This is a genomic window from Candidatus Methylacidiphilales bacterium (genome assembly GCA_028713655.1).
GTDB lineage: Bacteria > Verrucomicrobiota > Verrucomicrobiia > Methylacidiphilales > JAAUTS01 > JAQTNW01.
Genome location: JAQTNW010000019.1, coordinates 1 through 12,745, shown reverse-complemented (window position 1 = coordinate 12,745; position 12,745 = coordinate 1). Strand labels below are relative to the sequence as shown.

Annotated in this window: 13 protein-coding genes and 1 riboswitch; of the genes, 1 reads left to right on the top strand and 12 read right to left on the bottom strand. The window is 57.5% G+C overall.

Annotated elements, in window-relative coordinates:
* Positions 1–36 precede the first annotated feature (36 nt).
* Entirely contained in the window at positions 37–417 is a 381-nt protein-coding gene (locus PHD76_07765; protein ID MDD5261731.1) for a GxxExxY protein, read from the top strand.
* 49 nt (positions 418–466) lie between these two features.
* Here the strand turns inward: PHD76_07765 and PHD76_07760 are convergent, their stop codons facing one another.
* From PHD76_07760 to PHD76_07705, 12 genes are all read right to left on the bottom strand, one after another.
* Positions 467–715, bottom strand: coding sequence for an NIL domain-containing protein (locus tag PHD76_07760; protein MDD5261730.1), 249 nt, complete (start codon positions 713–715; stop codon positions 467–469).
* Between the two features lie 169 nt (positions 716–884).
* Positions 885–1,160: a MoaD/ThiS family protein gene (locus PHD76_07755; GenBank protein MDD5261729.1), complete on the bottom strand. Its 276-nt coding sequence runs from the start codon at positions 1,158–1,160 to the stop codon at positions 885–887.
* A gap of 49 nt (positions 1,161–1,209) precedes the next feature.
* A complete protein-coding gene (gene thrC, locus PHD76_07750) occupies positions 1,210–2,457 on the bottom strand; it encodes a threonine synthase (GenBank protein ID MDD5261728.1) in 1,248 nt (415 codons plus the stop codon).
* 87 nt (positions 2,458–2,544) lie between these two features.
* A riboswitch (SAM riboswitch) is annotated at positions 2,545–2,661 on the bottom strand.
* 281 nt (positions 2,662–2,942) lie between these two features.
* Complete coding sequence (locus tag PHD76_07745) at positions 2,943–3,338, bottom strand: hypothetical protein (GenBank protein ID MDD5261727.1); 396 nt, start codon at positions 3,336–3,338, stop codon at positions 2,943–2,945.
* 3 nt (positions 3,339–3,341) lie between these two features.
* Positions 3,342–4,208, bottom strand: a complete 867-nt coding sequence (locus tag PHD76_07740; protein ID MDD5261726.1) for a glutamate-5-semialdehyde dehydrogenase — start codon at positions 4,206–4,208, stop codon at positions 3,342–3,344.
* A complete protein-coding gene (gene proB / locus PHD76_07735) occupies positions 4,205–4,987 on the bottom strand; it encodes a glutamate 5-kinase (protein ID MDD5261725.1) in 783 nt (260 codons plus the stop codon). Before proB ends, PHD76_07740 begins: the two co-directional genes overlap by 4 nt.
* Positions 4,988–5,524: 537 nt before the next feature.
* On the bottom strand, positions 5,525–6,784 hold the full coding sequence (locus PHD76_07730; protein MDD5261724.1) for a XylR family transcriptional regulator: 1,260 nt from the start codon (positions 6,782–6,784) through the stop codon (positions 5,525–5,527).
* Between the two features lie 159 nt (positions 6,785–6,943).
* Positions 6,944–7,711, bottom strand: a complete 768-nt coding sequence (locus tag PHD76_07725; protein MDD5261723.1) for an SDR family oxidoreductase — start codon at positions 7,709–7,711, stop codon at positions 6,944–6,946.
* Positions 7,708–8,895 carry an enolase C-terminal domain-like protein gene (locus PHD76_07720; GenBank protein MDD5261722.1) on the bottom strand — a complete coding sequence of 396 codons (1,188 nt, stop codon included), beginning with the start codon at positions 8,893–8,895 and terminating at the stop codon, positions 7,708–7,710. The genes PHD76_07725 and PHD76_07720 overlap by 4 nt, the downstream gene beginning before the upstream one ends.
* On the bottom strand, positions 8,895–9,761 hold the full coding sequence (kduI, locus tag PHD76_07715) for a 5-dehydro-4-deoxy-D-glucuronate isomerase (GenBank protein ID MDD5261721.1): 867 nt from the start codon (positions 9,759–9,761) through the stop codon (positions 8,895–8,897). Before kduI ends, PHD76_07720 begins: the two co-directional genes overlap by 1 nt.
* Before the next feature lie 51 nt (positions 9,762–9,812).
* On the bottom strand, positions 9,813–11,654 hold the full coding sequence (locus PHD76_07710; protein ID MDD5261720.1) for a glycoside hydrolase family 127 protein: 1,842 nt from the start codon (positions 11,652–11,654) through the stop codon (positions 9,813–9,815).
* Positions 11,655–11,740: 86 nt separating this feature from the next.
* A partial coding sequence (locus PHD76_07705; GenBank protein ID MDD5261719.1) for a glycoside hydrolase family 16 protein occupies positions 11,741–12,745 on the bottom strand: 1,005 nt, incomplete at its 5' end.

Here is a 12,745-nt window from a genome sequence, read left to right as displayed (position 1 = left end):
TCTCGCGCAAAGCCGCCAAGACGCAAAGTATATGGCATGAAAACTGAAAATGAAATCGCAAAAGAAGTTGTAAACGTTTGTTATAAAATTCACACCACGCTCGGCCCAGGTCTTTTGGAATCTGTTTACGAAGACATCCTGGCGTATGAGCTTGAAAAGCGGTCTTTGCAATTCAAGCGCCAACAGCCAATAGCCCTTCAATACGAAAAGATTTTTATCAAGGAAGCATTTCGCGCTGATTTGATCGTGGAAGACAAGGTCATTCTTGAACTCAAATCCGTAGAACAAATATTACCCGTCCACAGCAAGCAGTTGTTAGCTTATCTGAAATTAACCCGTCTCAAGCTTGGGTTACTGGTCAACTTCGGCGCGCCCTTAATCAAGGATGGAATGACCCGGCTTGTAAACAAGCTTTGACCTTTGCGTCTTGGCGGCTTTGCGCGAAAAAATGGCGGGCAAAATCAAATCAGCCTTCGATGGTGTTGATCTCAACCGGTTCCACGGCCACGCCCTGCGCTTCCAGCCAGGCGATGGCCTGTTTCAGCACCTCGCGCTCGCCTTCCAACTCAATGGCCATCAGGCCCATCGTCTCGCTGACGCTGGCCGTGCGGATATTGAAGACCACATCATATTTTTTGCCCATCTGGTAAATGAGCGGCTGCGTCGCGCGGTCGGCGTCAAAACTCAGCCAGTATCTGCATTTGGATTTGGCCATGCACCACCTATAGTCAATCCCGCGCCGGATTCCAGCTTTAATAGTACCGCGACCTAATAAGTACGGTGGCATGCGTCCTAATTTGGACTGCGGCGGCACGACGCCGCTTTTCGCTTTTCCCGCGGGCGACATGACGCCCGCCCAAAACGCTGCGCGTGGCAAACCTCAATCACCCCCCCGCGATGGCGGGTACGATGCTGATTTCGTCCCCTTCCTTGACGCTGGTTTCCTTGTCCTGCAGGAAGCGCACATCCTCGCCGTTGACATAAATATTCACAAAGCGGCGCAGGCTGCCCTTGTCATCCACCAATCGGTCCCGGATGCCGGGATAATTTTTTTCCAGGTCCGCAATGATTTCCGTAATGTTGGCCCCCGCCGCCTCGACCTCGTCCCGGTTCCCCGTCAAGCCGCGCAGCGGCGTTGGAATGCTTACTTGTATGCTCATAAATTTGGTTCGTATTCTTCGTTCCTGGTTCTTGGTTCTTGGTTCCCAGTCAAACCGTCACTTCCCCCGCGACCAGCGCGTCGAATTCCTTCAAGCTCGGCTTGATGCAGCGCGGCGCGCCCAGATGGTTCTGTACCGCTTCGACCGTCTTTAACCCGTGCCCCGTGATGCAAATCACAATCCGTTCATCACGCGGGATTTTTCCCGTATCGATCAATTTTTTTGTACAAGCCACGGTCACCCCGCCGGCCGTTTCCGCAAAGATGCCTTCCGTTTCCGCCAGCAATTTGATGCCCGAAATGATTTCTTCATCGCTCGCATCCTCTGCGGCACCGCCGGTCTGCTCCATGACCTTGACCGCATAATAGCCGTCGGCGGGCGTGCCAATGGCCAGCGACTTTGCAATCGTGTTGGGTTTCGGCACCGGGCGGATCAAATCAGTCCCCGATTTGCGCGCGGCACTGATCGGATTGCAGCCGGCCGCCTGTGCGCCGTGGATGGTAAAGCCCGTTTCCCCGACGAGGCCGATCTTGATCAGTTCGTTATACGACTTGTGTATCTTGGTCAGGAGCGAGCCGCTGGCCATGCAAACCACGGTATGAACCGGGATCTGCCAGCCCAATTGCTCCGCAATTTCAAAGCCCATGGTCTTGGAACCCTCGGCATAATAGGGCCGCAGGTTGACGTTCACAAAACCCCAGCCGTACTTGCCCGCGATTTCCGAGCAGAGCCGGTTGACCTGGTCGTAGGGGCCGTGGATTCCTATCACTTTGGTGCCGTAAACCAGGCTGTTCAAGACCTTGCTCTGCTCCAGGTCGGCCGGGATCAGCACATAGCTGTCCAGGCCGGCGGAGGCCGCATTGGCCGCCACGGAATTGGCGAGGTTGCCCGTTGAGGCGCAGGCGACAGTTTTCAACCCAAGTTCCTTCGCGCGAGAAAGCGCCACCGCCACCACGCGGTCCTTGAAGCTGAGCGTCGGATAGTTGACCGTGTCGTTCTTGACGTAGAGTTCCTTCACGCCCAGCGCCTTGGCCAGCCGTCCGGCCTTGACCAGCGGCGTGAAACCAACCTGCAATCCGACCGTCGGATCGCCGTCGATGGGCAAAAGTTCGCGATACCGCCACATGGTGGGCGGGCGGCTTTCAATCACCTTGCGGCTCAGCGCCGATTTGATGCGGGCGTAGTCGTAATCGGCCTCCAGCGGGCCGAAGTCGAATTCGCAGACGTGGATCGCCTTTTTGTCATAAAGACGCCCACACTCGCGGCATTTCAAATGATTAAAAAATGGTTCTGCCATAATTTATCAACCTTTTTTCTGCTTATCAAAACACGCCGCAGATCAAGGAGGATAAAGAAGACAAACAAACGAAGATCGTCTGCTGCTCCCTTATCCGTCTCCGCTTTTGGCGGAGCTGGGTTTGGCACCTCGTCGATTCGGCTTGCGCCGTATCCGGTTGCCGCAGCGTCACAGGGCCAGTCCCTCAGCTGCTCTTGATAAGAAGCGTCCGGCAAACTAAGCAGAGCCGGGCGCCTTTGTCAAGCACGACTGGGAAACTGCAACAAACACATTTCTCACGCAAAGCCGCGGGAAAAACTGGTTTAACCACGAAGACACCAAGACACGAAGGAAGGCATTTTAGATTGGAAACAGATGCATCTATCCCCCTGACAAGGGGGAAGAAAAGGGGGTTTGTATTGCTCGCGGCAAATGCCTGAGCCCGCGTTTATCTGCGGTTCTGCTTGAGATATTGTGCTGGTTTTAACCTTTTGCTTAACACCCGTTCACTTCCGGAGCTGGCCGGTGCCGCGAACGAGGTATTTGTAACTGGTCAGCTCTTCCAATGCCATCGGGCCGCGCGCGTGGAGCTTGTCGGTGCTGATTCCGATCTCCGCCCCGAACCCGAACTCGCCTCCGTCGTTGAAACGCGTCGAGGCATTCCAAAACACCGCGGACGAATCCACCTGGCGCAAAAACTCCTCCGCAGCCACATTCTCCTGGGTCACGATGGTATCGCTGTGATGCGAGCCATGGGTTTCAATATGGTCCACCGCCTGGGCTAGATCATCAACCACCCTCACCGCCATCACCAAATCCAGATATTCCGTCGTCCAGTTTTTCGGCGCTTCCACGGCTTCTCCAAGAATCGTTCCGGTTTCGGCATCGCCCAAAATCTTCACGCCTTACGCGCGAAGGGCCCGCGCGGCGCGTGGTAGAAACGCCGAAGCGATCTTCCGGTCCACGAGAAGCGTTTCCGCGGCGTTGCAAACGCCGGGGCGCTGGCATTTGGAATTGATGAGGATCGATTCCGCCATGTCCAAATCCGCTGCTTGATGCACATAAACATGGCAGACTCCGTGGAAATGCTTCAACACCGGCATGCGCGCGTGTTGCACCACGGTCTCTATCAATCCATAACCGCCACGGGGTATCATCAAATCGATGTAACGGTCCATCGAACACAAAATCGGGATCGCCTCGCGGTCGGTGACGGGAACAAAACTGACCACTTCCTTCGGAAACCCGGTTTGCACCGCGGCGCGGCCGATCAAATCCGCCAGCGCCTGGTTGGAGAAGAAAGCCTCCTTGCCCCCGCGCAGGATCGTTGCGTTGGCCGTTTTGAGGCATAAAACCGAGGCATCGACGGTCACATTCGGACGCGATTCATAAATGATGCCGATCACCCCGAGCGGCACCCGCACTTTCTCCAATTTCAAACCATTGGGGCGTTCCCAACGCTTCAGCACGCGGTGCTCGCCTTCCAACGGATCGGGCAGGCCCGCGACCTGGCGCACACCATCGGCCATCGCGCCAATCCGCTTGGCATTCAATTCCAGCCGGTCAAGCATGGCCTTGTTAAGACCGGCTTTTCGACCGTTTTCCAAATCCTTTTGGTTCGCCTCAAGAATGCCCTTCTGCTCCGACCCCAGCTTTTCGGCAATGGCCTCCAGCAAAAGATTTTTTTGGGCTGTTCCGGCTGCCGCCAACCGGCGGGCCGCCTTTCGGACGGGAGGCCCCAAGGACTCAATCTGTGATTTTAAATCGTTCATGGAACAAACCAGGTGCCCACATCGGCCTTCCTGTGGATTTTTAAAAGGATATCCTTTTCCCGTCCGTCCGCAATGACCATGGGGATTTTCAGTTCCAGCATGCGCCGCGCGGTTTCCAGTTTGGAGATCATGCCTCCCACCGACCGTTCGCTGCGCGTCTGGCCGGCGTAACTCTGGATCCGCCCGTCGATTTCCTTGACGCGCCGGATGAGCTTGCCTGTCCCGTCCGGGTTGGTGCGCAATCCGTCGATGCTGGACAAAATGACCAGCCGCCCGGCTCCGCTGAGCGCGGCCACATGGCCGGATAACTTATCGTTATCGCCAAACCGGTTGAGCATTTCGATTTCCTCGAATGAGAGCGCATCGTTCTCGTTGAAAATAGGCACGCAATGGCCCAGGCCGATCAGATGCTTGAGCGTGGCCTGGGTGTTGGCGCAAACCTTGCGGCTGTCGATGTCCCAACTGGTCACCAGAATCTGGGCGACGCACATGCCGTGTTTCCGGAACGCCTTGTCATAAGCCTCCATCAATTTCGGCTGGCCGATGGTTGCGCACGCCTGCATGGCGTGGCGTTCGGAGGGGCGTTTTTTCAAGCCCAACACGGACATGCCCGCGCTGATGGCGCCCGATGAAACCATGATCACCGGGCAGTCCAGTTTCCGCAGGCGCGCGATTTGCGAGGCCAGGGCCTGGATCTGCCGCTGGTCCACACCGCCGCGGCGGTTGGTCACCAATCCGCTGCCTACTTTTATCACCCAAAGATTACGAAGCGTTTTCATGTTTAAAACCGGCTAGCCTGCATGTCTCACGTTCATATTGAAGAATCTGTCGGTTGCCTTTCCGTCCCTTGGGCAAGAAAGCATCTGCCAGAATCATGCAGGCTATGGCAAAACCGCCTCAAAATAAAGAAGTTCCGTTTCAAAAAAATTCCATCCTATTCAAGCGGTTTTGCTTGAAACCCGGATGCGGGCGCCACTCAGTTCCGCCCCGGCCTTCTGACAAATGAACTCTGTCAGAGTTTTCCGGGAACGAGCGTAGCATCCGGGTTAGCAAAGCTTCGGGAAAGTTAGAAGGAGGAATTTAATGCTTTAACAGCTTAACGCAAAGACGCAAAGGACTGCTTTTTAAATTTGGGACAGCCGGCACAAACATTTTTGGCGCTGATAAATACCGGTTTATAATTTTTTATGTGGATGGTTTGAGCGGGTTCAACAACCGCCGTTTGGGAAATTTGCGGAATCTTTTATCGGCGCTCACCAGCGTGGCTTCATGTTCAATGGCCCTGCATCATTGCGGGAATATAAACGCAATTTGTTCTAACGCGATTTATCCATACTTTGCCCGTTCGTGGCCTTGGGCTTTCCGAATTGCTTTCGAAATGAGCCCGGGCTCTGGCCTGTGAGACGCTTGAATACCACGCTGAGATACTCAGGGTGATCAAAGCCCGAAAGGCCGGCGATTCGTTCCAGGGTAAAATCGGTTTCCCTGAGCAATTGCTTGACGCGATTGAGTTGGAAGGCTCGAATCTCTTCCTGTGGCGAGCGCTTGAGATACTGGCGAAACTTGCGCTCGAGAAAGCTGCGCGACACCCGCACATGTTTCAACACGTCCTCGACCCGGCAACCATGCAGGGCTTTTTCGCGGATAAAACGCACCGCAGCCGCCACGTGCCGATCCTCCACGGCAAAGACATCCGAAGAATGGCGTGTCACAACTGCAAGCGGTTCGATCAAAGTCCGCTGTCGCGGCGGCGCCTTGCCTGTCATCAGCAAATCCAGAAGTTCGGCCGCTTCGTATCCGATCCGTTCCGGATCGGGATCGACGCTGGAAAGGGGGGGATTACAAAGGTCGCAGAGGATTTCCTCATTATCCACGCCCATGACCGCAACGTCTTCCGGGACGAGCATCCCCGCTCGCTGGCAGGCATCGAGGAGATGCAACCCGCGCACGTCGTTGCAGGCCATGACGGCCACGGGCTTGGGCAGGCGCCTCAGCCATTGGCCGATGCGATCGATCTCCAGGTCCCAACGCGGCGCGTCCGGTCCGCGCCATGGAGATTCATAAATTGAAAAGGGAAATCCATGCTGCTCCACAGTCGAAGTAAAGCCGTCTCTTCGCCGTGTGGCCCAGAGTTCTCCGCTGAATCCACAGAAAGCGAATTGACGAAAGCCCCGTTCAATAAAATGAATGGCCGACATGCGGCCGATTGCGGCATGATCCGAGCCCACCCAGGGCAGCCCGAGATCCTCGTGCAAATCGTTGAGATCCACCACGGGTACCTTCATGCGTCGGATGCGGCGAGCCAGCAAGGGATCTGTGGGGCGGCAAAGGATGCCATCCCACCGGCTGGAGGCCAGCCACGAGGGCGGTGGAGATCCCAACTCGTGTTGTTCGAGAAACACGGACCATCGGTGATGGGATCGCAGGTAGCGGGCAATGCCAGTCAAGAGGCGCCGCCCGTAGCTCACGGAGGTTTCGATGATCAGCGCCACCTGGGGCGGACGGCGGATGCTCCCTTTGCTGTTTCGGACGGGAACGGGATCTACTTTGGCCCGGCAAACTTTCTGAATCCCCATTCCCCAACTGGATACCGTCTTTGCGCCATTTTGCGATGCAAATCTACCACGGCGGAAATATCAGCGATCTTGCCGGGATTTGTTGTCCCTATTCACTTTATTGGCAAATCCTCAATCGGGTTCAAGAAGGCGCGTCAGGTCACTGTGATCGCGAAGTCGTTATCGCCCCAGCCAGCCGCCATCGACAGTCAGCAGAGTGCCATGCATATAGTCACTGGCGGCACTGGCGAGAAAAACAACTGGTCCTGCGAAGTCCTCAGGAGTTCCCCAGCGCCCGGCTGGAATGCGGGCGAGGATCTGTTTGCAGCGTTCGGGGTCGTCGCGCAGGGCCCGGGTGTTGTCCGTAGCGATGTAGCCTGGGACGATGGCATTGACATTCACCCCATGGGACGCCCATTCATTGGCCAGAGCCTTGGTCAGTTGTGCAATGCCGCCCTTGCTCGCTGCGTAGCCAGGCACTGTGATTCCGCCCTGATAACTGAGCAGGCTGGCGATGAAGATGATTTTACCCGAGCCTCGTGCGAGCATGTCTTGTCCGACAGCCCGACTGATCAGGAAGGGGGCGTTGAGATTGACTGCCAGGACCTCGTCCCACATGGCGTCCGGGTGCTCGGCCGCGGGTGCGCGCCTAATCACGCCCGCATTGTTGACCAGGATATCGATTTGTGGAACCTCAGCCCGCACCCTGTTGATGCAGGCGTCGAGCACGGATCGTTGCGATAAATCAGCCGCATAAGCCCGGAAGCCGCGTCCGATCGCCCGCACCGCCGCTCCTACAGCGCCGCCGTCGGGAGCCATGCTGGCGCTAATTCCGACGATGTCTGCCCCGGCCTCGGCAAGAGCCACCGCCATTGCAGCGCCGATGCCCCGCGAACACCCGGTGACAAGCGCCGTCCGACCATCGAGGGTGAAAAGTGATGGTTTCAAGCCGGTTCCGGATCTCCGATGATGGCGCCATCAACGATGCCGTCGGGATAGTCTAGGCCAAAACCCGGTGTATCGGGCACGGTGGCGAAGCCGTTGGCGATTGTGTAGCCGTTTGCATGGACCACGCCGTTCCCGGCCGGATCGCATTCGGCACGGAAAAAATTGGGGACCGCGCGCGCCATGTGTAGTTGCATATAAAAGCCGATCACCGAGCCCCAATTGTGTGGGGCCACCAGCAGGCCTTGGGCATGCGCCCACTGCGCCACCTGCAGAATCAGCTCAATGCCAAAGGAGCGCATGTCAGCCTGAATAACGTCCATTGATCGTGCCGCGATCAATGGAAGGAAGGCCTCGGGATCTCCCTGCCCTTCGCCGTCGGTAAGCAATGTCTTCCAACCTTTTGCGCGCATCAAAGCCTTGATCGACAAGCAGTCTCCGACGTTCTCTTGAAACATCTCCTCCATCCAGGCCGGCTCGAACCCGGCCTCGCGGATGAAGTTCTTTGTGTACTCGACTCCATATCCATTGTTGGCGTCAACGCCAATTTCGATGCCTGGTCCGGCGTGGGTGCGGATGCAATGCAGGACCTCAAGATCACGGCGATAACCTGTCTCCCAGGGCATCCATCGCATGCCACGACCGATCTTTACCTTGAAACAACGGTATCCCTGGCCAAGCCCCCAATCGATCTCGGCACGGAAACGGTCGAGGTAGTTGCTTGCATACCCGGGCATCAGATCGGAGAAGTAGATCGAGGCGTCATAGACCGGAACAAGCCTGGTTCCCGCCCCGCCCATGAGGACATAAGCCGGCCGATCCAACAGCTTCCCGGCGAGGTCCCACAAGGCCATGGTGTTGCGGCCAAGCTGCGGGTGACAGCCGGGCTCGCCCCGCTCGCGGTACCAGTGGAATGGATCGGTGCCCACCAGCGACTGGATAGCGGAGGCATCTGCGGCGCAAGAACCAAAACCACTGATCCCGAGGTTGGTATCAAGGCGCACCATCTGTTCCTGCATCGACCTGCCATGGTCACCACGACATGCATTCTTGCCCACAGTCTTGGCGCGATGCGATAAGATGCTGAAGGGGGTTGCGCTGGAAATGCGCAAATTGCGAGGCAGTTCGTGCGCCCAGGCCCAATTGAGAGCTGAGGGGAAGGGCGTAGCCTTGATTGTTGCCTCCATCAGCGTAGCTCCTGCATGGTAACGTGATCCATGTCGGCGAAATCCTGGTTTTCCCCGCCCATAGCCCAGCAGAATGAGTAGGGTCCGGTACCGGCCCCTCCGTGGATCGACCAAGAGGGTGAGATTACAACCTGGCGGTCTGCAACTACAATGTGACGGGTTTCTTGCGGACATCCCAGCAGATGGATGACGCGGGTGTCTGCGGCCATGTCAAAATAGCAGTAGACCTCAGAACGACGGGCATGCCTGTGGGGTGGCATCGTGTTCCAGACGCTGCCCGACTGGAGCCGTGTCCAGCCCATGACTAGTTGGCAACTCTCGACCTCGCCTGGATGAATCATCTTTCGCAACTGACGACGGTTGCTGGCCTCGACCGTTCCCAGATCTGCCACAGAGCCCTGGTCAGGACCTATCAGCCTGGTCGGGTAGGCGTGCTGGGCGGGATAACTGGCGAGGTAGAACTGCGCGGGTTCCTGCGCCGCCGCGCTACTGAATAAGACCGACCGCGCGCCACGGCCAACATAGAGACATGCGAAGCGCGGCATCGTGAAGGTCTTCCCATCGATAGTGACCATCCCCACCCCACCGAGGTTGAACACACCCAGTTCACGCCGGGCGCAAAATCCGTCCGCGCCCAGCTCCGCCGGACAATCCAGGGAAATGGCGTTGACGGTCGGCACCACTGATCCGACGATCACCCGGTCGGGTTCAGCAGCATGAAGCGTCAACTCGCCAGGAACAAACAAATGTTCAATGAGGAAGCGTTCGCGCAAGGCTTTACTGTTAAGCGATAGATAGTCGTTCGCTCCAGTGCCGGGTAGAGTGTTTGGCGGGAATTTCCCATTTGAGGCAACTGATTTTGGCATGGATGAGTTCCCTTTTGTGAAGCGCCTGGAGATGTGAGACGGATAACAAGCTTAGGAGCTATCCTTGGTTGGAGTGGTGCGGGTCATCGTTGGAAAATAGACCGCATAAGCCTCGTCGGTGATGTCATACAGCGGCTTGAAGCGGAGGCCGCGCGCCTGTCCCTTCAAACGAAACGTGTCGTTCCATTGTCCCCATTGACGCTCATTTTCCGGCACCAGGAAAGCCTCGGGCCGGGCCGGATCGATCTCGATGCGGCGTTCCTCTTCCGTGATCGCCGCCAGCACCACCGGGCCTTCCAGAAAGGCGACGGTCTCCGGTTCGTCAGGGATTGCGCTGAGTGTGATGGTGCGCGGAAGAATAAGCGTGAACTCGGCATGGTCCCATGTGCGGCGCAGCTCGACAAAGCCCCGGGCGTTTGGCACGAGAACAGTCTCGCCGGCGTTCTCGCGCAGCAGGACCGGGCCGGCAACCCAGTCGGGAATGCGGAGACAGAGCGACCATTCGGCAGGCCGGTCGCACTTGACCTTGAAGAGGATGCTCCACGACTTGGGCCGGTGGCGTTCTCCCGCGATCGTCGCGTTGTCAACGGCGCAGCCTCCCCGGGTGATGGCCCAATCCTGTGAAATCTCGACCTTCACGCCATTGATGTTCCGCTCCACTCGGCTGGGGATGTATTGCGCGATGTCGATGCCCTTATCCGAGGCGTAGTAAATGAACGAAGGCAGGAGGGAGTGGATTTGCACGAGCGAGCAGTGGCAGCACCAGAAATCGCGCGTCGGATGGCCCCATTTTTTCTTCGAACCCGCGGCCAGCGGCAAATAATAGGTGACCATGCCAGTCGTGCCGTTTTGTCCGGCCAGGATTCCGTTATAGAGATTTTTTTCAATGTAATCGGCGTAAGTGGATTCGCCCGTCCAGCGGTAGAGGTAGTCGGCCAGGCGGATCATGTTATAGACGGTGCAGTGCTCCTGGTTTTTGTCGCCCAGGCGCGCTGCGAACTCATGGGGCGGGCACCAGATTTCGCCCGAATTTTGTCCGCCGGTGCAGAATGTACCGCGGTCGGTCACGGCGCATTTCCAATACGCTTCGGTAATGTCGCGCCAGCGTTGCTCGCCGGTGACCTCGTACATCGCTGCTGCGCCGTGAACTTCGGCGATCGTGGTGTTGGCGTGGCGATTGGTCAGGGGATCTGCGCCGGGCCGGAATTCCTTCCAGAACCGTTCGCGGCTGTAAAGCCGGGCCAGTTCCAAGTGGGCGGGATCGCGCGTGATCTCGTAGAGCCGGGCCAACTCCTCGAGCATGCCGCAGGTCTCGACATCCAGGACCATCTCGCGCGTGGCCTGGTCGAGAGCAGTGAACCAGCGATGCAGCCAGGCGACGAATTTTTTCGACATTTCCAACGCCTCTTCATTGCCGCAGAACAAGTAGCTTTCGCGCAGTCCGAGCAACGTTTTGTGGATGACGCCATGGGGCACCCACGGCGGCGTGCCCTCCGCCAGCCAGCGCATAAATTTTTCCGGGAAGGAACTGAGCCACTCCCCGCCGTTGCGTTTCTGACATAGGGCGAGGCGCTCGATGACGGTCTCCAACTTATGCTTGAAAATCGGATCGTCGGTTTGCTGCGCGAAACGGGCGGCGGCCATCATCCAGCAGCCGAGGAATTGGCCGCGGAGCTCGCTGGTGGGCGATTCCCAACCCCAATGTGCTTTTTGGAAACAGGCATCGGAGTGAAAATGGAACATTTTTCTCAAGCCAGCCTCGAGTTCGAAGTTCTGGAGCAGGCCCTCGTTGGTCAAGCTTGCGACATAGTTCCGGGTCAGTTGAGCCCGGTGTTGAAACAGTCCCGGCAGGAGATGGACGCCGGAGTCAATCGTGGTCAATGGTGTTGTCATGCGATCAATACTCTCTTTTCGGATTCAAATAATTCCACCGTGGCTCAAGTGAGTTGGGGCAGTATAAGGAACATTATTTTAAAAGGTTATTTGTCGGGCAACACCCAGACGCGGACCCAGTCCACGTCCAGGTGCGAGTTGGCGATGAGTCCGGTTATCGGCCAGCCCCCGCCGTTGTTGTATTCCAATGTTATGTACATGGGCGAGTTGAGGTATTCGGTCGGCGTGTCAAACTCCCCTTTCTTGTCGCCATCCACGTAGAAGGCGCACTTCGTCGGGGTGGCGAGGAAGCCGTAGATGTGCCAGTTGAGCCAGGGCTTGGAAACGGGAGGCCAGACATTGGCGTGCCCCGCCTTGGGGCCTTTACCCCAGTTGCCGTTTCGCATCCCGAAGCCGCCGTCTTTGTCTGCGTCGTACGCGCCGCCGTATTCTTCAAAAATGTCCACCTCTTCACTGAGGCCTGACTTGCTGCTAGCAGTGTACAGGCAGAACGACGGCCATAATCCCACGCCGCCTGCGGGCATTTTGACCCGGGCCTCCCAATAGCCGTATTGCTGGGTGAATCCGGCCCCGGTTGGATCAATCGAGAACAACGATCCGGCGTGCCAGTTGCCCCATTCGCTCTCGTTGACCGTGATCCCGCCCGCCGCCTTGACCGTGGTGTTGCCGTCGTACCAGGGATCGGATGCGTAACCATTCTTAGTGTAGCTCCAGCCCAGCGTGGAGGTCATCAGGTAATAGGCATGGCCGCCGACGAGGGTCTTCTTGCCGCCGATGATGGGCTCGTACACCCAACCCGTCGGCTTCGGCTGGCCTTTCAGTTTGACAATCGCCTTGGCTACATCATCGCCCGTGTCGGCGTCGAAAATACGAATCTCATGCTCCTCGCTGCTGCCGGGAATGTTGTACAGACCCAGTTCGCTGACGGTCAGCCCGTCTGCCGGGGTGGTGAACTTCATCCCGACCCAGCCGCCCCCACCCCAGGTGAGGCGTTTGTCGCTTTTGATGGCTGCGCCGAGTTTCTCGACCGAGATGAGCTCAGCGCCGGAATCGTTTTTCATACCCACAGGCCCGGCGCAACGGCTGCCGGT

What these genes read in the sequence shown, in the direction of transcription:
- kduI (MDD5261721.1), bottom strand. Translation starts at nt 9,761, where the DNA reads ATGCCAAAATCAGTTGCCTCAAATGGGAAATTCCCGCCAAACACTCTA.
- PHD76_07765 (MDD5261731.1), top strand. Translation starts at nt 37, where the DNA reads ATGAAAACTGAAAATGAAATCGCAAAAGAAGTTGTAAACGTTTGTTAT.
- PHD76_07740 (MDD5261726.1), bottom strand. Translation starts at nt 4,208, where the DNA reads ATGAACGATTTAAAATCACAGATTGAGTCCTTGGGGCCTCCCGTCCGA.
- proB (MDD5261725.1), bottom strand. Translation starts at nt 4,987, where the DNA reads ATGAAAACGCTTCGTAATCTTTGGGTGATAAAAGTAGGCAGCGGATTG.
- PHD76_07720 (MDD5261722.1), bottom strand. Translation starts at nt 8,895, where the DNA reads ATGGAGGCAACAATCAAGGCTACGCCCTTCCCCTCAGCTCTCAATTGG.
- PHD76_07755 (MDD5261729.1), bottom strand. Translation starts at nt 1,160, where the DNA reads ATGAGCATACAAGTAAGCATTCCAACGCCGCTGCGCGGCTTGACGGGG.
- PHD76_07730 (MDD5261724.1), bottom strand. Translation starts at nt 6,784, where the DNA reads ATGGGGATTCAGAAAGTTTGCCGGGCCAAAGTAGATCCCGTTCCCGTC.
- PHD76_07760 (MDD5261730.1), bottom strand. Translation starts at nt 715, where the DNA reads ATGGCCAAATCCAAATGCAGATACTGGCTGAGTTTTGACGCCGACCGC.
- PHD76_07710 (MDD5261720.1), bottom strand. Translation starts at nt 11,654, where the DNA reads ATGACAACACCATTGACCACGATTGACTCCGGCGTCCATCTCCTGCCG.
- thrC (MDD5261728.1), bottom strand. Translation starts at nt 2,457, where the DNA reads ATGGCAGAACCATTTTTTAATCATTTGAAATGCCGCGAGTGTGGGCGT.